Origin of the sequence: Streptomyces sp. NPDC058289, from assembly GCF_042880975.1 — a bacterium.
GTDB lineage: Bacteria > Actinomycetota > Actinomycetes > Streptomycetales > Streptomycetaceae > Streptomyces > Streptomyces stoeckheimensis.
Genome location: NZ_JBHVYI010000015.1, coordinates 61,107 through 78,581, shown reverse-complemented (window position 1 = coordinate 78,581; position 17,475 = coordinate 61,107). Strand labels below are relative to the sequence as shown.

14 protein-coding genes, 4 tRNA genes and 1 other RNA gene are annotated in these 17,475 nt (G+C 72.2%); 9 read left to right on the top strand and 10 right to left on the bottom strand.

What is annotated here, in order from left to right; all coding sequences use genetic code 11:
- Positions 1-32: 32 nt before the first annotated feature.
- From ACFVX6_RS10535 to purS, 4 genes are all read right to left on the bottom strand, one after another.
- The gene (locus tag ACFVX6_RS10535) at positions 33-572 is read right to left on the bottom strand and encodes a hypothetical protein (RefSeq protein WP_389689927.1); all 540 of its coding nucleotides are present in this window, start codon (positions 570-572) and stop codon (positions 33-35) included.
- A 123-nt stretch (positions 573-695) separates the two neighbouring features.
- Positions 696-2,945, bottom strand: a complete 2,250-nt coding sequence (gene purL, locus ACFVX6_RS10530; RefSeq protein ID WP_389689925.1) for a phosphoribosylformylglycinamidine synthase subunit PurL — start codon at positions 2,943-2,945, stop codon at positions 696-698.
- Complete coding sequence (purQ, locus tag ACFVX6_RS10525) at positions 2,942-3,646, bottom strand: phosphoribosylformylglycinamidine synthase subunit PurQ (protein ID WP_388509088.1); 705 nt, start codon at positions 3,644-3,646, stop codon at positions 2,942-2,944. The genes purL and purQ overlap by 4 nt, the downstream gene beginning before the upstream one ends.
- A 2-nt stretch (positions 3,647-3,648) precedes the next feature.
- Entirely contained in the window at positions 3,649-3,900 is a 252-nt protein-coding gene (purS, locus tag ACFVX6_RS10520; protein WP_008740952.1) for a phosphoribosylformylglycinamidine synthase subunit PurS, read from the bottom strand.
- A gap of 357 nt (positions 3,901-4,257) precedes the next feature.
- On the opposite strand from purS, the gene ACFVX6_RS10515 reads away from it, so the two are divergent.
- The 6 genes from ACFVX6_RS10515 (at position 4,258) to ACFVX6_RS10490 (ending at position 6,987) form a co-directional block, all read left to right on the top strand.
- The gene (locus ACFVX6_RS10515) at positions 4,258-4,575 is read left to right on the top strand and encodes an Lsr2 family protein (protein WP_389689923.1); all 318 of its coding nucleotides are present in this window, start codon (positions 4,258-4,260) and stop codon (positions 4,573-4,575) included.
- A gap of 85 nt (positions 4,576-4,660) precedes the next feature.
- Positions 4,661-4,732 (top strand) — tRNA-Gly (locus ACFVX6_RS10510).
- 78 nt (positions 4,733-4,810) lie between these two features.
- A tRNA-Gly gene (locus tag ACFVX6_RS10505) sits at positions 4,811-4,883 on the top strand.
- 154 nt (positions 4,884-5,037) lie between these two features.
- The gene (locus ACFVX6_RS10500) at positions 5,038-6,282 is read left to right on the top strand and encodes a sensor histidine kinase (RefSeq protein WP_389689921.1); all 1,245 of its coding nucleotides are present in this window, start codon (positions 5,038-5,040) and stop codon (positions 6,280-6,282) included.
- Positions 6,279-6,890, top strand: a complete 612-nt coding sequence (locus ACFVX6_RS10495; RefSeq protein WP_250751962.1) for a response regulator transcription factor — start codon at positions 6,279-6,281, stop codon at positions 6,888-6,890. The genes ACFVX6_RS10500 and ACFVX6_RS10495 overlap by 4 nt, the downstream gene beginning before the upstream one ends.
- Before the next feature lie 24 nt (positions 6,891-6,914).
- Positions 6,915-6,987 (top strand) — tRNA-Gly (locus ACFVX6_RS10490).
- 149 nt (positions 6,988-7,136) lie between these two features.
- Here the strand turns inward: ACFVX6_RS10490 and ACFVX6_RS10485 are convergent.
- From ACFVX6_RS10485 to ffs, 6 genes are all read right to left on the bottom strand, one after another.
- On the bottom strand, positions 7,137-8,039 hold the full coding sequence (locus ACFVX6_RS10485) for a phosphoribosylaminoimidazolesuccinocarboxamide synthase (RefSeq protein ID WP_389689919.1): 903 nt from the start codon (positions 8,037-8,039) through the stop codon (positions 7,137-7,139).
- Between the two features lie 77 nt (positions 8,040-8,116).
- Positions 8,117-9,604, bottom strand: a complete 1,488-nt coding sequence (locus ACFVX6_RS10480; RefSeq protein WP_389689917.1) for a N,N-dimethylformamidase beta subunit family domain-containing protein — start codon at positions 9,602-9,604, stop codon at positions 8,117-8,119.
- A gap of 156 nt (positions 9,605-9,760) precedes the next feature.
- Positions 9,761-11,377: a hypothetical protein gene (locus ACFVX6_RS10475; protein ID WP_389689915.1), complete on the bottom strand. Its 1,617-nt coding sequence runs from the start codon at positions 11,375-11,377 to the stop codon at positions 9,761-9,763.
- Positions 11,378-11,686: 309 nt separating this feature from the next.
- Positions 11,687-12,940 (bottom strand): phosphoribosylamine--glycine ligase, encoded by a 1,254-nt coding sequence (purD, locus tag ACFVX6_RS10470; protein WP_389689913.1) that lies wholly within the window; start codon positions 12,938-12,940, stop codon positions 11,687-11,689.
- A 60-nt stretch (positions 12,941-13,000) separates the two neighbouring features.
- Positions 13,001-15,226 carry a DNA polymerase III subunit gamma and tau gene (locus ACFVX6_RS10465; RefSeq protein ID WP_389689911.1) on the bottom strand — a complete coding sequence of 742 codons (2,226 nt, stop codon included), beginning with the start codon at positions 15,224-15,226 and terminating at the stop codon, positions 13,001-13,003.
- A gap of 112 nt (positions 15,227-15,338) precedes the next feature.
- Positions 15,339-15,437, bottom strand: an RNA gene (gene ffs, locus ACFVX6_RS10460) — signal recognition particle sRNA small type.
- Positions 15,438-15,622: 185 nt separating this feature from the next.
- On the opposite strand from ffs, the gene ACFVX6_RS10455 reads away from it, so the two are divergent.
- From ACFVX6_RS10455 to ACFVX6_RS10445, 3 genes are all read left to right on the top strand, one after another.
- Positions 15,623-15,710, top strand: a tRNA-Ser gene (locus ACFVX6_RS10455).
- Between the two features lie 94 nt (positions 15,711-15,804).
- Complete coding sequence (locus ACFVX6_RS10450; RefSeq protein ID WP_389689909.1) at positions 15,805-16,479, top strand: histone deacetylase; 675 nt, start codon at positions 15,805-15,807, stop codon at positions 16,477-16,479.
- Positions 16,480-16,536: 57 nt separating this feature from the next.
- Positions 16,537-17,430: an RNA polymerase sigma-70 factor gene (locus ACFVX6_RS10445; protein WP_389689907.1), complete on the top strand. Its 894-nt coding sequence runs from the start codon at positions 16,537-16,539 to the stop codon at positions 17,428-17,430.
- The last annotated feature ends 45 nt before the right edge of the window (positions 17,431-17,475 follow it).

Sequence of the window (17,475 nt, the reverse complement as noted above, 5' to 3'; positions counted from 1 at the left end):
CCGACCCTACGCCGCCCGGGATCCGGCAGCCGTCAGACCTTCGGGGCCGCGGGCAGGGTGGTCTCGCAGTCCGCCGTCGCCGCCGCGCGCAGGGCCGCCTCGCGGGCCAGCCCCGACAGGAAGCCGGGTTTGCCGCGGCCCGGGGAGTCGCCCTCGGTGGCGGCGGTCGCCCGCACGGCGGTCACTTCGCCGGATCTGGCGGGGTCGGCGCACCGCGCGATCGCCACGACGCTGCGGGCGTCGTACTCGAACCGGCTGCCGCCCGGTTCGGCGTCCTTGGAGGCCTCCACCTTGACGGAGGCGAACTCCTCCATCTGCTCCTGGCCCTCGAACGTCACCTCACGCAGCAGCACGCACGCCAGTTCCCCCGAGGCGCCCGCCTCCACCCTGGGCATGCCGAACCCCATCACCGCATCCGGATCGACCAGTCCGTGGCAGTTCGCGATGATCTCCGCCCGGCTCTTCGCACGGTCCCCGGTGTTGTCGTAGAGGAACCAGCCCCCCACCCCCACGGCGGCCACGATCACCGGTATCCCGACCCCGAGGAGCCACCGGCCCCAACTCTGCGCCATCTGCGTCCCGTTTCCCCGCCGGCCCCGCCACCGCCGTCGGCGCGGGCTCCTTGCCGGAACGGACGAGCCCCCGCCCGGAAACGGTTCCGGACGGGGGCTGCGTGGTTCGTGCAGAACGGCTGCTCAGGCGAGCAGTGCCGGGATCGTGCCTTCGTGGGCGGTACGGAGCTCGGCCAGGGGGAGGGTGAACTCGCCCTGGACCTCGATCTCGTCGCCGTCCACCACACCGATCCGGGTCGCCGGGAGGCCCCGCGCACCGCACATGTCGGTGAAGCGGAGCTCCTCGCTGCGCGGGACGGCCACGATGGCCCGGCCCGCGGACTCGGAGAACAGGAAGGTGAAGGCGTCCAGCGCCTCGGGCACCACGATCCGCGCACCGTTGCCGCCGCGCAGGCAGGACTCGGTGAGCGCCTGGATCACGCCGCCGTCGGACAGGTCGTGCGCGGCGTCGATCATGCCGTCGCGCGAGGCCGAGATCAGGATCTCCGCGAGGAGCTTCTCGCGGCCCAGGTCGACCTTGGGCGGCATGCCGCCGAGGTGCTGGTGGACCACCTCGGACCAGGCCGAGCCGCCGAACTCCTCGGCGGTGTCGCCGAGCAGGTACAGCAGCTGGCCGGCCTCCGCGAACGCCATCGGCGTACGGCGGTTGACGTCGTCGATCACGCCGAGCACCGCCACGACCGGGGTCGGGTGGATCGCGATGTCGCCCGTCTGGTTGTAGAGGGAGACGTTGCCGCCGGTCACCGGGGTGCCCAGCTCCAGGCAGCCGTCCGCGAGACCGCGGCAGGCCTCGGCGAACTGCCACATGACGTCCGGGTCCTCGGGGGAGCCGAAGTTCAGGCAGTCGGAGATCGCGAGGGGCTTGGCGCCGGTCGCGGCCACGTTGCGGTAGGACTCCGCCAGCGCGAGCTGCGCACCCGTGTAGGGGTCGAGCTTGGCGAAACGGCCGTTGCCGTCCGTGGACATGGCCACGCCGAGGTTGGTCTCCTCGTCGATGCGGACCATGCCGGCGTCCTCGGGCTGCGAGAGCACCGTGTTGCCCTGGACGAAGCGGTCGTACTGGTCGGTGATCCAGGACTTCGAGGCCTGGTTCGGCGACGAGACCAGGGCCAGAACCTGCGCGCGGAGCTCCTCGGAGGTCTGCGGGCGGGGCAGCTTGCCCGCGTCGTCGGCCTGCAGCGCGTCCTGCCAGGAGGGGCGCGCGTACGGGCGGTGGTAGGTCGGGCCCTCGTGGGCGACGGTGCCCGGGGGCACGTCCACGATGAGCTCGCCGTGCCAGTAGATCTCCAGGTGGTCGCCCTCGGTCACCTCACCGATGACGGTGGCGATGACGTCCCACTTCTCGCAGATCTCCATGAAGCGGTCCACGTACTGCGGTTCGACGATCGCGCACATGCGCTCCTGCGACTCGCTCATGAGGATTTCCTCGGGCGAGAGCGTGGCGTCGCGCAGCGGAACGGTGTCGAGGTCGACGCGCATGCCGCCGGTGCCGGCGGAGGCCAGCTCGCTCGTGGCGCAGGAGAGCCCGGCGCCGCCGAGGTCCTGGATGCCCGCGACCAGCTTCTCCTTGAAGATCTCCAGGGTGCACTCGATGAGGAGCTTCTCCTGGAAGGGGTCGCCGACCTGGACCGCCGGACGCTTGGTCGGCTTCGTGTCGTCGAAGGTCTCCGAGGCGAGGACGGACACGCCGCCGATGCCGTCGCCGCCCGTGCGGGCGCCGTAGAGGATGACCTTGTTGCCCGGGCCGGAGGCCTTCGCGAGGTGGATGTCCTCGTGCTTCATGACGCCGATGCAACCGGCGTTCACGAGGGGGTTGCCCTGGTAGCAGGCGTCGAAGACGACCTCGCCGCCGATGTTCGGCAGGCCGAGGCAGTTGCCGTAGCCGCCGATGCCCGCGACGACGCCCGGCAGGACGCGCTTGGTGTCGGGGTGGTCGGCCGCGCCGAAGCGGAGCGGGTCGACGACCGCGATCGGGCGGGCGCCCATCGCGAGGATGTCGCGGACGATGCCGCCGATGCCGGTGGCCGCGCCCTGGTAGGGCTCGATGTAGCTCGGGTGGTTGTGCGACTCGACCTTGAAGGTGACCGCGTAACCCTGGCCGACGTCGACGACTCCGGCGTTCTCGCCGATGCCGACGAGCATGGCGTCGTTCTGCGGGACCTTCTCGCCGAACTGCTTCAGGTGGACCTTGCTGCTCTTGTACGAGCAGTGCTCGGACCACATGACGGAGTACATGGCGAGCTCGGCGCCGGTGGGACGGCGGTCGAGGATCTCGCGGATCCGGGCGTACTCGTCCTCCTTGAGGCCGAGTTCCTTCCAGGGCTGGGAGGCGTCCGGGGTCTCGGTGGCGTTCTTGACGGTGTCGAGGCTCATGCGCTGACCAGCTTCTTCAGGACCGAGGTGAAGAACGGGAGGCCGTCGGTGCGGCCCGTCCCGATCAGCGGCTCGACCGCGTGCTCGGGGTGCGGCATGAGGCCGACGACGTTGCCCGCGGCGTTGGTGATGCCGGCGATGTCGCGCAGCGAGCCGTTGGGGTTACCGCATCCATCAGCGGCTTCGCCGCGGACCACGTACCGGAAGGCCACTCGCCCTTCGGCCTCCAGTTCGTCCAACACCCGCTCGTCGGCCACGTAGCGGCCGTCCATGTTCTTGAGCGGTACGGAGATCTCCTCGCCGGCGGTGTAGTCACCGGTCCAGGCGGTCTCCGCGTTCTCCACCCGCAGCTTCTGGTCGCGGCAGATGAAGTGCAGGTGGTTGTTGCGGAGCATCGCCCCCGGCAGCAGGTGGGCCTCGGTGAGGATCTGGAAGCCGTTGCAGATGCCGAGGACGGGCATGCCGCCCTTGGCCTGCTCGATGATGCTCTCCATCACCGGCGAGAAGCGGGAGATGGCTCCGGCGCGCAGGTAGTCCCCGTAGGAGAAGCCGCCCGCGAGGACGACCGCGTCGACCTGGTGGAGGTCCTTGTCGCGGTGCCAGAGCGATACGGGCTCGGCTCCCGCGAGGCGCACGGCGCGCAGCGAGTCACGGTCGTCGAGCGTTCCGGGGAACGTGACGACTCCGATGCGAGTGGTCACCGTCAGGCCTCGACCTTCACGGTGAAGTCTTCGATGACGGTGTTGGCGAGGAAGGTTTCGGCCATCTTGTGGATGCGGTCGAGGGCGGCCTGGTCGACCGGTCCCTCCACCTCCAGTTCGAAGCGCTTCCCCTGGCGGACGTCGGCGATTCCTTCGAAGCCCAGGCGCGGCAGTGCACGCTGCACCGCCTGGCCCTGGGGGTCGAGGATCTCCGGCTTGAGCATGACGTCGACTACGACGCGTGCCACTGGCACTCCCGATGAGGTGGTTGGTGCGAAGGCGGTTCCCTCAGCGTACCCGGCCGAAATTTCTACGCGGGTAGATATCGCTCTTGTATGATCCTCCACGCCGTTTCGGCTTCACCAACGCTTCGCAAAATCCGCCGGAAAACCATGCGCCCGGCATTGCGGCGGGACACGCGGAGATAATTAACTGGGCTTCGCAATGGAATGAGAATCGGGGTACAAAGGATTCCTCCGTTGCGCCGGCATTTTTTCGGCGCACGGCGACGCCAGAAAGATGCATTCCTCCGAAACATCCACACAGGCGACATCACCGCTCCGTCCGCGCACGTCAAGCGGGAGCGGCGTCGCACGAAGGGACCGATATCCGTGGCGCAGCGCGTAGTAGTCACGATCTCCGACGACATCGATGGCGGAGATGCATCGGAAACGGTCGTCTTCGGGCTGGACGGTAAGTCGTACGAGATCGACCTCAATGTGGCCAACGCAAAGAAACTGCGGAAGAGCCTCGCCCCCTTCGTGGCCGCCGGCCGCCGGCAGGCCCGGTCCGGGAAGGCCTTCAAGCACACCGCCATCGCCCCCGACCCCGCGGTCGTCCGGGCCTGGGCCCGCTCCAACCAGCTCGACGTCCCGCCGCGCGGGCGGATCCCCAAGAAGGTCTACGAGGAGTACAACGCAGCTCACTGAGAGCCGATTTGCCATCCACCCCTACCGGTCCGCTAGTGTGTGGATCACGCCAAGGGGCGCGGCCGCGGTCGGACCCCGAAGTCGTGCGGGTGTAGTTCAGTAGCAGAACATCCCCCTTCCAGGGGGAAGGCGCAGTGTGCGATCCCTGTCACCCGCTCTGCTCGCTTTACCGACCACGGTTGTGGATCAGGTAGAGTGATGCACGCATCGCACGGCAGTTTGTCGTGAGAAGCATGCGGACGTAGCTCAGTTGGTAGAGCACCACCTTGCCAAGGTGGATGTCGCGCGTTCGAGTCGCGTCGTCCGCTCAGCGTATGAAGGCCCCGGTCATTGACCGGGGCCTTTGTCGTATGTCCGCCCCGGGTTATCCGAGATGGCCGTGAGCTCTGAGATCTCCCCGAGCTCCGAGATCCATGACAGGTGTCATGGCCGCCCCGGCCCGGAGCCCGCGAGACTGGGCCCATGAAACTCAGCGGCTGGTGGAAGAACCGCAGCAGCGCGGGAAAGGTCGAGCTGTACACGCGCTGGTCGTTCCACTTCTTCGTGGCCATCGAGATCGCGTCGATCGGACTGGCCGTGCTGGGCTCGACCGTCGGAGAGGGCTCGCCGATGGTCCCGGTCGCGCTCTTCCTGACGGTGTGCGCGCACTCCCTGCTCGTCGGCTTCCTCTCCTCCCGGTCGCTCGACTGGATCCTGGGGCGGCGCGAGCGGCCGGTGCGGCTCGCGGTCGCCGTCACCGGCCTGACCGCCGCCGCCGTCCTGGGCGCCCTCGGCGTGCGCGCGGCCGGGCTCACCAGCGATCCGGCGGTGGCTCCGACCCTCATCGCCGGAATGACCTGCTTCACCAGCGGCACGCTCGTCCTGTGCCTGCGCAAGGTCCGGCAGATGCGCTACGTGGCCCCGGCCACCGCCGCCTTCGCCGGGCTGGCCTCCCTCGCCTTCGGGGTCCCGGCCGGCGAGTCCGCGGGGCTGGCCGTCGGGGTGCTGCTGACCAGCGCCTTCCTCTGCTTCGCCTGCGGGTTCTCCGGCTGGCTGCTCGACACCGTGTGCGAGCTGGACCGGGCCCGCGAGGTCCAGGCGCAGCTCGCGGTGGCCGAGGAGCGGCTGCGGTTCGGCCGGGACCTGCACGACGTGATGGGCCGCAATCTGGCGGTGATCGCCCTCAAGAGCGAGCTGGCCGTGCAGCTCGCGCGGCGCGAACGCCCCGAAGCCGTCGACCAGATGATCGAGGTGCAGCGGATCGCCCGGGAGTCCCAGAAGGAGGTCCGCGACGTGGTCCGCGGCTACCGCGAGGCCAACCTCGCGGTGGAGCTGGAAGGTGCGCGCGGGGTCCTGCACGCGGCGGGGATGGACTGCCTCGTCGAGTACGAACAGGGCCGCGAGCTGCCCGCGGAGGCCCAGTCGGCGCTCGGCTGGGTGGTGCGCGAGGCGACGACGAACGTACTGCGGCACGGCGACGCCCGCAGCTGCGTGATCCGGCTGACGGCGGCCCCCACGGGCGCGCTCACGCTGGTCGTGGAGAACGACGGGGCCCCCAAGGCCCCGGCCGGGCCGCCGGGCTCGGGGCTCGCGGGCCTGCGGGAACGGCTCGCGGTGCTGGACGGCACGCTGGAGGCCGGCCCGGTGGACGGCGGCCGGTTCCGGCTGCGGGCGCAGATCCCCGGCCCGGCGGCCGGTCCGATGCGAGAACTGGAGGCGCGGGCATGACCCCCGTACGCGTACTGCTGGCCGACGACGAGCACCTGATCCGGGGCGCGCTGGCCGCGCTGCTGGGACTGGAGGACGATCTGCTGGTCGTCGCCGAGGCCGCCTCGGGGCCGGAGGCGCTCGCGATGGCGCGGGCCCACCGGCCCGACGTGGCGGTGCTGGACCTGCAGATGCCGGGGGCCGACGGTGTGAGCGTGGCCACATCCCTGCGGGCCGAACTCCCCGACTGCAAGACCATGATCGTGACCAGCCACGGGCGGCCCGGCCACCTGAAGCGGGCCCTCGCCGCGGGCGTACGGGCCTTCGCGCCGAAGACCGTTTCGGCGCAGCGGCTGGCCGAGCTGATCCGTACCGTGCATGCCGGAGGCCGTTACGTGGACCCGGAGTTGGCGGCCGACGCGATCAGCGCCGGCGACTCCCCGCTGACCGCCCGGGAGGCCGAGGTGCTGGAACTGGCCGGGGACGGGGCGCCGATCGCGGAGATCGCGGAGCGGGCCTCGCTGTCCCCGGGGACGGTACGGAACTACCTGTCCTCGGCAGCCACGAAGCTGGGCGCCGAGAACCGGCACACGGCGGTGCGTCTCGCACGGGCCCGGGGTTGGGTATAGTAGTTCTCGCGCTACGGCGCACCTGCGGACATAGCTCAGTTGGTAGAGCACCACCTTGCCAAGGTGGATGTCGCGCGTTCGAGTCGCGTTGTCCGCTCAGCAGTGAAGAAGCCCCGGTCCTCGGACCGGGGCTTCTTTCGTTTTCCGGGTTCGCCGACCCGGGGAACCCGTCCCGTGGGGACGGCCCGTGGGGGGACGGCCCGTGGGAAAGGGCCCCGTTTCCGGGGCCCTTCGCCGTTTCCCGCCTCAGGCCCAGGTCTGGCCGGTGAGGCGCTCGTAGGCCTCGACGTAGCGGGAGCGGGTCTGCTCCACGACCTCCTGCGGGAGGGCGGGCGGCGGGAGTTCGCCCTTGGAGTCCCAGCCGGAGGCCGGGGAGGACAGCCAGTCGCGGACGTACTGCTTGTCGAAGGAGGGCTGGCTGTGGCCCGGCTCCCACAGGTCGGCCGGCCAGAAGCGGGAGGAGTCCGGCGTCAGCACCTCGTCGGCGGCGACCAGGTTGCCGTCCTTGTCGAAGCCGAACTCGAACTTGGTGTCCGCCAGGATGATCCCGCGGTCGCGGGCGACGTCCCGGGCCCGGCCGTACACGGCGAGGGTGGTCTGGCGCAGCAGGGCGGCCGTCTCGGCGCCCTGGGTGCGCGCGACCTCCTCGTAGGAGACGTTCTCGTCGTGCTCGCCGACCTCGGCCTTGGCGGCCGGGGTGAAGATCGGGGCGGGCAGCTCGGAGCCGTCGACCAGGCCCTCGGGCAGGGCCAGTCCGCAGACCGTACGGGTCTTCTCGTACTCGGCGAGGCCCGAGCCGGTCAGGTAGCCGCGGGCCACGCACTCGACCGGGACCATGGCGAGGTTCCGGCAGACCAGGGCGCGGCCGGTCCAGTCGGCGGGGGCGCCGGCGGGCAGCTCGGCGCTGATGACGTGGTTCGGGACGAGGTCCGCGAGCTGGTCGAACCACCACAGGGAGAGCTGGGTCAGGATCCGGCCCTTGTCCGGGATCTCGGTGGGCAGCACCCAGTCGGCGGCGGAGATGCGGTCACTGGCGACCATCACGAGGTTGCCGTCCTCGTCGCGGTAGAGGTCGCGGACCTTGCCGGTGTGGAGGTGGACGAGGCCGGGCACCTGGACCGGCTCGGGCTTTTCGACGAATCCGGGCACGGAGTCTCCCTGTGGTTCTGTACGAGCGCGCGGCCCATTCTCCCGCACCTGACCAGGACCGCGGACAACGGGTCCGGTCAGTCCCTCTTGCAGATCCGGTCGAGGAGATTGGCGGTGGCCCGCTGGACCCGCTCGTCCACGTGCCCGGGGCGGTCGAGGGCCGGGGACCAGGCGAAGGTGCCGGACGCGAAGACCAGCGCGCCGCTGGGGGCCCGGTACAGGGAGGTCTCCTGGTGGCGGCGGTGGCCGTCGCCGTCCTCGTACGGGGAGTGCGCGAGCAGGATCCGGCTCTGGTGCTCGGGGAGCTGCGTGCGCGGGAAGTACCGGTCGGCCTCGCCCGCGACCAGGCCGGGCAGTTCGTCGTTCTCCACGGCTCCGGTGGAGTCCCAGAGCCAGTGCGTGGCATTGCGCACGATGAGCGGCGCGGGCTCGGGGACCCGTCCCGCGTACTGGATGCCGAGCAGTTGCTGCTCCGGGCGGTCCACCTCGCGCCAGAGGCTGGGTCGGCCCGGGCCGCGGCGTTTTCGGCAGGTGAGGAGCCGGTCGTCGACTCCGGAGGGCGAGGGGGAGAGCTCGACCTGCCAGTACATGGTGTTGGCGGAGAGGAAGACGAGCGAGGTCCCGTGGTCGCGGGCGCGCTCGACGGTGCGGCGCATGGGGCCGGACCAGTACTCGTCGTGGCCGGGAAAGACCAGGCCCCGGTAGCGGGTGGGGTCGACGCGGCCGGCGTGCAGGTCGCGGGCGTCGGCGTAGGCGAGGTCGTAGCCGTAGCGCTCGGCCCAGCGGATGAAGTCGTAGGCGTGGCCCACGTGCAGGGGCAGGCCCGCACCGGCGTAGGGGCGGTCGAAGGAGACGGTGATGGCGGCGTCGCGCTCGCCGAGCAGCCGGCCCTCCTCGTCCCAGGCGTGGTAGAGGCTCGCGCCCGTTCTGCCGTCCTCCGGGTAGAGGTTGTAGGCCTGCCAGGTGATGTCGGGCAGCAGGAGCAGCAGATCGGCCGGGTGGTCGTCGCGCACCGTGAAGGGAATGTGCGAGCGGTATCCGTCGGCGGTCGTCAGGACCGCCACGTAGGCGCCGACGCTCCAGTACGAGGGGACCTGGAGCCGCCAGGAGAGCCACCAGTGGTGGCAGGAGACGGTGCGGTCGGCGGTCAGGGGTGCGGGCTGGACGATGCCGGAGAGCCGGGGGCTCGTGGTGATCTTGGAGGCACCGTCGCCGCCGTAGTGCCCGATGCGGTAGACGTCCACGGAGAACTGCTGGGGCGGATCGACGGTGACGTGGAAGTCGATGGCCTCACCGGGCGTGACGGCTCCGGTGGAGGTGAACCCCTTGATCTGCCGGTGCACGTCGTCGGCGGTGCGGGGGCCGCCCGCGCCACGGGCGCGGGGGATCTGCTGCCCCGGCCCGGCGGCGACGGCCGGGTCCACGTACCAGGGCACGACCTGCCCGTTGTCGTCGTAGTAGAGCTCGCTCCCCCGGAACCACGGCAGGGGGCCCTGGCCGAAGGGATCGGTCACCGCGTGCGCGAGCGCACCCGACTCCCAACGCCTGATCTGCTCCGCACCCATACCGCTGCTCCCCTCCCTCGCTCCCCCGAACGCCGCGACCTGTCCCCAGCACATCACATAACGCACGCACTCCGTCACCGTTCGTCGCGAAAACTTCAACGGGGATCCCGACCGGGCCCGGCCCGGGGACCAGGGGGGCCAGGGAGGCCCGCGGGGCTAGACCAGGCGGACCGGCTTCTCCGGGCGTACGCCGACCTCCGCGAGCCAGTCCCGGAGCGGGCCGGGGTCCTGGTCCTCCACGAGCGACAGCACCGGGCCGGCGAGATCGGCCCGCCGCACTCCGGCGACCAGCAGGACCGGCCCGTCCAGCCAGTCCAGCCCGGGCTCGCCTCCCGCGGAGTCGACCGCGGCGCAGCACACCAGCGCCACGACGTGGTCCGCCAGCAGGTCCCGCCCGCTGCGCGGAGCCTCCAGGGGGAACAGCGGCAGCGCGTCGGCCCCGCGGCCCGCGGCGGCGGCCGCCAGGGCGGGGACGGCCTCCCGCGCCAGATCACCGCTCAGCCGGCCCGCCAGGGCGTCGGCGTCGGCGTCCGCGAGGTAGGTCAGCACCCGCTCCACCGTGGAGGCGGCGGGCACCGACGGAGCCGACAGCGCGTCCAGGGCGGCCAGCAGGCGGGCCGCCTCCGTGCGCCACTTGCGGTCGACGACCTCCTCCGGATAGGCCGCCCAGTCCACCGGCGACCAGTCCGGACCGGCCTCGGCCGGTCCTCCGTGGAACAGCCGCGCGGCCAGCAGCGAGGCTGCCTCGTCCACCGCACCCGGCTGGTCCAGCAGATCGCACGCCGGGCGCTCGCCCAGCCGGGAGGTGAACCCGTCGGCCAGCCGGTCGCGCCGGGACAGCTCGGTCAGTGCGGAGACGACTCCCGCGTCCAGGTGCGCCGGCCAGCGGCCCATCCGCCAGGCGGGCAGGGCGACGCGGGTCAGCAGCCGGTCCCAGCCGGCGTACGCCAGCCCGACCTGCTCCTGGGCGGCGATGCGCAGCGCGTAGTCCACACCCTGTGCACGGTCCGACGCGGCGGCGGCGACCCCGCGCTCCATCTCGGCGGCGTCCACCCTGCACAGCCGCAGCAGCAGCCGGGCGGGGGCCGCGATCCAGCCGAGGAAGCACCGGCCGCCCACGTCCACGGCGGCGTCCAGGCCCCGTACAAATCCCCGCGCGTCGGCTATGTCCGGGTGCGCGGAGGGGCCCGTACCGGCGACGACGGGCGCGAGGACGGCGCGGAGCTCGGCGACCCTCATCCACCACAGGAACGGCGAGCCGATCACCAGCACCGGGGCGGCGCCGGGCTCGCACTCCGGACCGCCGGCGCCATCGGCCCCACCTGATATGTGCGTGCGGCCGCGGGCACGGCGGTGCGCCGCGTGCGTGCGGTCCTCCAGCCAGCTGTCGCAGTCGGGTGTCAGGGCTATCGCGGAGGGCGCCGGAACGTCCATCCGGTCCGCCAGGTCCCGCACGAGCCGGTAGAGATCGGGGGCGGCGGACTCCGACAGCGGCACGGTCGGGGTCATGGCGGGGCTCGCCCGCAGCACGACGGCGGCGAAGATCCCGCCGACGAGCAGGACGAAGGCGGCGACGGCGCACACGGCGAGGGTCACGGCGGGCCAGGGGTCACCGGCGAGCCGGCCCGTCGTACGGGCGCTCACCAGCACCACGGCCACGGCGGCGGGCAGCAGCCCGACGGCCAGTGCCCTGCTGCGCACACGCAGCACGGCCAAGGCACGGGAACGCGCGGACGGCGTACCCACTTCAGCGATCGAACCGGTTCCGGACACGGCCGGACCTCACCCCCTCTGCCATGCGACGGCGTTGCTCACTCCCCCACTGTGACACCAGCCACTGACATCGCAATGCCGGTGGGCCATGTGCCGGAATGAGAGCCGGAATGCTTGCGCCGCACCATAGTTGGGACGCGGGCGGCCGTCAGGCAGACCGGGTGACGATCACCCGATGGAATGGCTTTGGGTAAAGGTGGGTGCGTTCGAACGCGGCTGGATGCACTCGCACGCGAGCATGCACGCGGGCCCGGCCGCACCGAGTGCGCACCGGGCCCGCTTCCGTCGGATCTCGCTGAACGCCGCCGGTCAGCGGGATTCCGCGGCCTTCGCCGCGATGTCCGTGCGGTACTGCGAGCCGTCGAGCCCGATCCGCGCGACCGCCTTATACGCCCTGTCCCGGGCCTCCGCCAGATCGGAACCGGTCGCCGTCACCGACAGGACGCGTCCGCCCGCGCTGACGACGGCGTCGCCCTCGGCACGGGTCCCGGCGTGCAGGACGTACGCGTAGGGGGCGTCCAGCTCGGCCACCTCGGCCAGGCCCGTGATGGGGTCCCCGGTGCGCGGGGTCTCCGGGTAGTTGTGCGAGGCGATGACCACGGTGACGGCCGCGTCCTCGCGCCAGCTGAGCGGAGGCAGGGCGTCCAGGGTGCCGTTGGCCGAATTGAGCAGCACGCTCGCGAGCGGGGTGCGCAGCCGGGCCAGGACCACCTGGGTCTCGGGGTCGCCGAAGCGGGCGTTGAACTCGATGACCCGCACGCCGCGCGAGGTGATCGCGAGGCCCGCGTAGAGCAGTCCGGAGAAGGGGGTGCCGCGGTGGCGCAGCTCGTCCACGGTCGGCTGCAGGACGGAGGCCATGACCTCGTCGACGAGCTTCGGGTCGGCCCAGGGGAGGGGCGAGTACGCGCCCATGCCGCCCGTGTTGGGGCCCGCGTCGCCGTCGAGCGCGCGCTTGAAGTCCTGCGCGGGCTGGAGCGGCAGCACGGTGACGCCGTCGGTGATGGCGAAGAGGGAGACCTCGGGGCCGTCGAGGAACTCCTCGATGACCACGCGGTCGCAGCCCAGCGCGTGGGCGCGGGCGGCGGCCCGGTCGTCGGTGACCACGACGCCCTTGCCGGCGGCGAGGCCGTCGTCCTTGACCACGTACGGGGCGCCGAAGGCGTCGAGGGCCTCGTCCACCTCTTCCGGGGTGGTGCACACGTAGCTGCGGGCCGTCGGGACTCCGGCGGCGGCCATCACGTCCTTGGCGAAGGCCTTGGAACCCTCCAGCTGCGCGGCTTCGCCGGACGGGCCGAAGACGGGGATGCCCACCGCGCGCACGGCGTCGGCGACTCCGGCGACGAGCGGGGCCTCCGGGCCGACGACGACCAGGTCGGCGCGGAGCTCGGTGGCGAGGCGGGCGACGGCTTCGCCGTCGAGCGGGTCGACGGGGCGGAGCTCGGCCACCTCGGCGATGCCGGCGTTGCCGGGAGCGCAGTACAGCGCGTTGACGTCGGAATCGAGGGACAGAGAGCGGCACAGGGCATGTTCGCGGGCGCCGCCGCCGATGACGAGGACCTTCACGCCATGAAGACTAGCCCGCGTGAGCGGGTGCCCTTCGTGCGGGCACCCAAGTCGGACCCCCTATTCGTTCGTGTATTCCTCTACAACGGTGGCTCCGAGCTCGCGCACGATCAGGTCGTGTCCGCTCAGTGCGGTGTCGACGAGGTCCGGGTCGTCGGCCTCCGCGACATCGTCCTCGGGGGCGACCGGCGGGGGCGCCTGGTGGGTCGGCTGGTGCTGCTGGGACTGCTGCTGCTGGTACGACTGCTGCGGCTGCTGGGACTGCTGCGGCTGCTGCTGGTACGTCTGCTGGGGCTGCTGCGACTGCTGGGGCTGTGACTGCTGCGGGGCCTGCTGGGCCGGCGGCTGGTAGGCGGGCGCGGGCGGAGCTCCGTAGGAGGACCCGGACACGGGGGCCAAGGGCTGGGCTCCCCCACCGACCACGGCCTCGATCTTCCAGGTGACCTGGAACTGCTCGGCGAGCACCGCCTTGAGCACGTCCTCGCTGCCGCTGCTCGCGAAGTTGTCGCGGGCTCCGGCGTTGGGGAAGCCGAGCTGGAGGGTGGTGCCGTCGAAGCCGGCCACCTGGGCGTTCTGGCTGAGCAGGATCCAGGTGAAGCGGCGGCGGTTCTTGACGGCGTCCAGGACGGCCGGCCACATGGCCTGGATCTGCCCCGCGCCGGCGGCCATGCCGGGGGCCGGAGCCGCGGGCGCCGCCGGAGCGGAGCCCTGCGCGGGGGCCGCCGGGGGAGCCGCGGGGGCCACCGGGGCGCCGGGGGTGGCCGCACCGGGCCAGGCACCCGCGGCGGGGGCGGTGGCCGGAGCCGGGGCGGGAGCCGGGGCCGCGGGGGCGCCGGGGGTCGCGGCGCCGGGCCAGGCACCGGGGGCGCCGCCACCGGGCTGCGCGGCTCCGGGCCAGGCGCCGGGGGCGGCAGCCGGGGCCGCGGGGGCCACCGGCTCGGGCGCAGCCACGGGGGCCGGGGCGGGGGCCTGGTGCACGGGGGCAGGGGCCTGGTGCACGGGAGCCTGCTGCACCGGAGCCTGCGGCGCGGGGGTCCGTACCGACGCGGGGGCCATCGCGTGGGCCTCCGGCCCGGGCACGTAGCCCATGGCGGGGGCCGGGGCGAAGGCAGCGGCGGCGGAGGCGGCGCCGCCGCGCTCCAGCCGGTCGAGCCGCGCCTGCACGGAACGCTCGTCGTCGAAGGCGGCGGGCAGCAGCACGCGGGCGCAGATCAGCTCCAGCTGCAGCCGGGGCGAGGTGGCTCCGCGCATCTCCGTGAGCCCCGTGTTGACCAGGTCGGCGGCCCGGGACAGCTCGGCGGCGCCGAAGACGGAGGCCTGGGCCTGCATCCGCTCGACCACGTCGTTGGGGGCGTCGATGAGCCCCTTCTCCCGGGCGTCGGGCACGGCGGCCAGGATCACCAGGTCGCGCAGCCGCTCCAGCAGGTCGGCGACGAAGCGGCGCGGGTCGTTGCCGCCCTCCACCACCCGGTCCACGATCTCGAAGGCCGCGGCCCCGTCCCCGGCGGCGAAGGCGTCCACGACGGCGTCGAGCAGGGTCCCGTCGGTGTACCCGAGGAGCGAGGTGGCCATGGCGTACGTCACACCCTGCTCGGTGGCGCCGGCCAGGAGCTGGTCCATGACGGACATGGAGTCACGGACGGATCCGGCTCCGGCGCGCACGACGAGCGGCAGCACGCCCTCCTCGACGTGGGCGCCCTCGCGGCCGCAGACCTCGCCGAGGTAGTCCCGCAGGGTGCCGGGGGGCACGAGCCGGAAGGGGTAGTGGTGCGTCCGGGACCGGATGGTCCCGATGACCTTCTCGGGCTCGGTCGTGGCGAAGATGAACTTGAGGTGCTCCGGCGGCTCCTCGACCACCTTCAGCAGGGCGTTGAAGCCCGCCGGGGTGACCATGTGCGCCTCGTCGATGATGTAGATCTTGTACCGGCTGGAGGCGGGCCCGAAGAAGGCCTTCTCGCGCAGGTCACGGGCGTCGTCCACACCACCGTGCGAGGCCGCGTCGATCTCGATGACGTCGATGGAACCCGGCCCGTTGCGCGCGAGGTCCTTGCAGGACTGGCACTCCCCGCAGGGGGTGGGCGTGGGGCCTTGCTCGCAGTTCAGGCAGCGGGCGAGGATGCGCGCGCTGGTGGTCTTGCCACAGCCTCGCGGCCCGCTGAACAGGTACGCGTGATTGACCCGGTTGTTGCGCAGGGCCTGCATCAGCGGGTCAGTGACATGCTCCTGCCCGATGACCTCGGCGAACGACTCGGGGCGGTAGCGGCGGTACAGCGCAAGGGACGACACGTCTACGAGGTTATCCGGGCCCACCGACAACGGTGGCCCGCAGACCCACCCGGTCTGCCGTGGTCCGCGCCCGGTCGCGCAGAGCGGCCCGGCCGGCCCGACCCGTCCCGGAACGCAAAGCGCCCCCCACGCACCCACCAGAGCCCACTTACCCTTGCTGCCTTCCGGCCCTGGGGGAGTTGGGTGAGATAGCGCCACGTGAGGGGCTGGCCCCACCCTAGCGGATGGAGGGCCTCGGAATCGAGCCGGACCCCGGCCGGAGCTCCCCGCGACCCGAGCCGGACCCGAGCCGGACCCGACCCGGACCCCGACCCGCACCCCGACCTGGCCCCCCGCCCGGGCCCGCCCGACGATCACGTTCGCGAGCACCCCTCAACGTCTTGTATTGTTTGCCGCGGAGGATTCGCCTAGTGGCCTAGGGCGCACGCTTGGAAAGCGTGTTGGGGGCAACCCCTCACGAGTTCGAATCTCGTATCCTCCGCCATTGCTCTCACCGGGCAATAAGCCGAAGAGCCCCGCTGCTTGCAGCGGGGCTCTTCGACTTTCTCCTCACGTACGGTCCGCAGGCGAGGAACCGCATGGTCGTCCACACCGCCGTTCCGCTCGGCGTCGAGGCTCCGAGGGGCCACGGGCGGGTCTGGTACGCCGCGTACGGCTCCAACATGCACATGGACCGGCTGGCCGCCTACATCGCCGGCGGGACGCCGCCCGGCGCGACGCGCTCGTATCCCGGCTGCCGGGACCGGCGGGCGCCGGAGCGGTCGATCGCCGTCCAGCTCGACGGATGCCTCTACTTCGCCACCGAGTCCCCGGTGTGGACCGGGGGCAGGGGCTTCTACGATCCTTCGGCGCCCGGTCGCCTGCTGGGGCGCGCCCACCTCGTGACCGTGGGCCAGGTGTCGGACATCGCCGCGCAGGAGATGTACCGGCAACCGGGAACGGACCTCGACCTCGGCACGGTACTGCGCGACGGCCGCGACGCGTCGGGCAGCGGCCGGTACGAGACCTTGATCTGCCCGGGGACGGTCGAGGGCATCCCCGTGCTGACCTTCACCGCCCCCTGGTCCCTCCGGGACGTCGAGCCGCTCATGCCGTCCGCCGCGTACCTGCGGTACCTGGCGGGCGGTCTGCTGGAGTCCGGGCCGTGGCGGGAGCAGGAGATCGCCGACTACCTGTCCGCCTGCCCGGGCGCGACCGGCAACTGGACACCGCGGCAGGTGCTCGACCTGCTCACGCAGCAAAGCGGCTGCTGACGCACGCCCACCGGCCCTGCCGGGGGCCCGTCGGGAGCCCGCATTTAGCGTGGGGCCATGGACACGGCACAGGAGTTCGAGACCCATCGATCGCGGCTGTTCTCGCTGGCGTACCGGATGCTCGGCTCGGCGGCCGAGGCCGAGGACGCCGTGCAGGACGCGTACCTGCGCTGGCACGGGGTCGAGCCCGGCCGGGTGGCCGCGCCGGGCGCGTGGCTGGCCAAGGTGCTCACCAACCTGTGCCTGAACCGGCTCACCTCCGCCCGGGTGCAGCGCGAGGAGTACTTCGGGCCCTGGATCCCGGAGCCGGTGGGGACCGGCGCGGGGGTGCTGGGCCCCATGGAGACGGCCGAACAGCGGGACTCGGTGTCCTTCGCCGTGCTGACGATGATGGAGCGGCTGTCGCCGCCCGAGCGGGCCGCCGTGGTGCTGCGCGACGCCTTCGACTACAGCCACCGGGACATCGCGGGCGTGCTCGACTGCACGGAGGCGAACGCGCGCCAGCTCTACCGCCGGGCCAAGCAGCACCTGACCGACGGCCGGCCGCGGTTCACCACCTCGCGGGAGCAGGACGACGAGCTGCTCGCCCGGTTCCTGGCCGCCGCGTCCGAGGGCGCGATGGCCCAGCTGGAGCAGCTGCTCGCCGACCAGGTCGTCGTCTGGTCGGACGGCGGCGGCAAGGCGAGCGCGTCGAGCCGGCCGGTGGCCGGGCGGGACAACGCGGCCCGCTTCCTGGCCGGTCTCTTCTCCCGGTGGGTCAACGGCGCGCAGATCGGTTTCGCCGAGGTGAACGGCGTTCCGGCGGTGGTCGGCTGGGCGAACGGCGAGCTGACCGCGTTCGGGGCGCTGGAGCTCGGCGAGGGCGGGATCACCGGCGTCCGGCTCGTCCTGAACCCGGACAAACTCGCCTTCCTCGCGACTCAACTCCGAGAGCTGTCACAGAACGCCTGACCCGTTGGTTCTTCATCGGTGACGGCAACGGCGACAGCTGCTGCG

What these genes read in the sequence shown, in the direction of transcription:
- ACFVX6_RS10450 (WP_389689909.1), top strand. Translation starts at nt 15,805, where the DNA reads ATGGTCGTCCACACCGCCGTTCCGCTCGGCGTCGAGGCTCCGAGGGGC.
- ACFVX6_RS10480 (WP_389689917.1), bottom strand. Translation starts at nt 9,604, where the DNA reads ATGGGTGCGGAGCAGATCAGGCGTTGGGAGTCGGGTGCGCTCGCGCAC.
- ACFVX6_RS10500 (WP_389689921.1), top strand. Translation starts at nt 5,038, where the DNA reads ATGAAACTCAGCGGCTGGTGGAAGAACCGCAGCAGCGCGGGAAAGGTC.
- ACFVX6_RS10445 (WP_389689907.1), top strand. Translation starts at nt 16,537, where the DNA reads ATGGACACGGCACAGGAGTTCGAGACCCATCGATCGCGGCTGTTCTCG.
- ACFVX6_RS10535 (WP_389689927.1), bottom strand. Translation starts at nt 572, where the DNA reads ATGGCGCAGAGTTGGGGCCGGTGGCTCCTCGGGGTCGGGATACCGGTG.
- ACFVX6_RS10495 (WP_250751962.1), top strand. Translation starts at nt 6,279, where the DNA reads ATGACCCCCGTACGCGTACTGCTGGCCGACGACGAGCACCTGATCCGG.
- purL (WP_389689925.1), bottom strand. Translation starts at nt 2,945, where the DNA reads ATGAGCCTCGACACCGTCAAGAACGCCACCGAGACCCCGGACGCCTCC.